The following is a 2,166-nucleotide window of genomic DNA, read 5'->3' on the forward strand; positions in this document are numbered from 1 at the left end:
GCCGCCGAAGCACTCGTTGCACGAGCCGCAGGCCGACTTGCGCCGGTCCCCCGCCCGCCAGCGGCGGACGAGGCCGGGCTCGCGGATCAGCGGCCGACTGAGCGAGACGCAGTCGGCGAGCCCCGCGGCCACGACCTCCTCGGCGACCTCGAGCGAGCGGAAGCCGCCGACGAGCAGCAGCGGAATCGCCACCGCGCGCTTGTAGAGCCGCGCCGCCTCGCGGTAGTAGACCTCGTCTTCCTTCCGCCGCGCGCCGGGCCGCGGCGGCTGCAGCTTCGCTTCCGAGAGCCCCATCCCGCCGGAGTATTCGATCGCGTCGGCGCCGGCCTCCGCGAGCATCCGCGAGACTTCGACCGCCTCCCCGCGCGTCAGGCCGCCCTCGACGAAGTCCTCCGAGTTGAGCTTGACGAGCAGCGGGAAGCCGGGGCCGCAGGCGGCGCGGACGGCGCGCGCGATCTCCAGCAGGAACCGCGCGCGATTGGCCAGCGCGCCGCCGTACTCGTCGGTCCGCTTGTTGATCGCGGGGCAGAGGAACGCGCTCGGCAGGAAGCCGTGCGCGGCGTGAAGCTGCACGGCGTCGAAGCCGGCCCGCTGCGCGCGCAGCGCGGCCTCGCGGAACGCGCCGACGAGGCGCGCGATCCCCGCGGCCGTCAACGGCGTGCAGGCGGGAACGCCGCCCTCGCCGCCGGCCGAGGGGCCGACCCGCTCTTCGCCGAGCGCGAAGGCGCCGCCGTGGACGATCTGGAGCGCGATCTTTCCGCCCGCGTCGTGGACGGCTTGGGCCATCGCGCGCAGTCCCGGCACGAAGCGGTCGTCGTACGCCGCGAGTTGGCGGGAACTGGAGCGTCCCTCCGGGGCGACGTAGGCGTAGCCGCTGATGATCAGCCCGACCTCGCCGCGGGCCAGCTCGGCCATCATCGCGTCGAGGCGCGGCGTCGAGGCCCCGTCCTCGTCGGCGAGCCCTTCCCACGTCGCCGAGCGGACGAAGCGGTTGGCGAGCGTCAGGCCGTTGATCGTGATCGGGTCGAAAGGAGAGGCCACGGGAATTCCTCCGGGCGCCGGCGCCGCGCGTCTTCGCTCCGCCGAGAAGCTACTCCGTCCGCGCGGTCGCGGCACCGTCCCGCGCGGTCGCGGCACTGCTCCGCGCGGTGGAGGCACTGCCCCGCGCGGTCGCGGCACTGCTCCGCGCGGCGCGGCGTCGTCGGACGGCGCCGCGCCGCGCGGGCGTTCAGCGGTACGACTCCTCGAGGATCCGCAGCACGTCGGCGTCCGACAGCGGCGCCGGGTCGAGCGCGAAGAGGCCGCCCATCGTCGCGCGGGCGTTCTTCGCCAGCGCCGGCAGCTCGTCCGCGGCGACGCCGTAGTCGGACATCTTCAGGTCGGCCACGCCGCAGGCCCGCTGCAACGCGACGAGCGCGTCCACGAAGTCCGCGGGCTTCGCGGCGTCGGCCTTCCCCAGCGCCCTGGCCATCGTCGCGAGGCGCGCGTCGCAGGCCCCGCTCGCGGCGAAGTGGGCGTAGTAGGCGCGGCTGACCATGATCAGCCCCGCGCCGTGCGGCAGTTCGGGATGGAAGGCGCTCATCGCGTGCTCGATCGAGTGCTCCGAGGTGCAGCAGGAGAGCGTCTCGACGAAGCCGGAGAGGGTGTTCGCCAAGGCGACGTTCCCGCGCGCCTCGACGTCGCTTCCGTCGGCCACCGCGCGGGGCAGGAACTTCCCGATCAGCTCGATCGCCTTGAGGGCGTGGAGGTCGCTCATCGGATTGGCGAGCTTGTTGACGTACCCCTCCGTGCTGTGGAACAGGGCGTCGAACCCCTGGTACGCGGTGAGGCGCGGCGGCACCGTGAGCATCAGCTCCGGATCGACGATCGAGAGCGCGGGGAAGGCGCCGTCGCCGCCGAAGCCGATCTTCTCCCGCGTCTCCTCGTTCGTCGTCACCGTCCACGGGTCGGCCTCGGTCCCCGTCCCGGCGGTCGTGGTGATCGCCACGATCGGCAGCGGCGCGTTCGCCAGCGGCTTTCCCTTCCCCGTGCCGCCGGAGACGTAGTCCCAGTAGTCGCCGTCGTTCCGCGCCATCACGGCGATCGCCTTCGCCGCGTCGATGCTGCTCCCGCCGCCGAGGCCGACCACGAAGTCGCACCCCAGCTCGCGGGCGAGCGCGGCGCCCT

2 protein-coding genes are annotated in these 2,166 nt (G+C 73.8%); both read right to left on the reverse strand.

The features are described from left to right. Positions 1-1,041, reverse strand: a 1,041-nt coding sequence (locus tag LLG88_08945; protein MCE5247026.1) for an NADH:flavin oxidoreductase, incomplete at its 3' end; no start/stop codon positions are given. A gap of 187 nt (positions 1,042-1,228) precedes the next feature. Next, a partial coding sequence (locus LLG88_08950) for an iron-containing alcohol dehydrogenase (protein MCE5247027.1) occupies positions 1,229-2,166 on the reverse strand: 938 nt, incomplete at its 5' end.

Source organism: bacterium (assembly GCA_021372775.1).
GTDB lineage: Bacteria > Acidobacteriota > Polarisedimenticolia > J045 > J045 > JAJFTU01.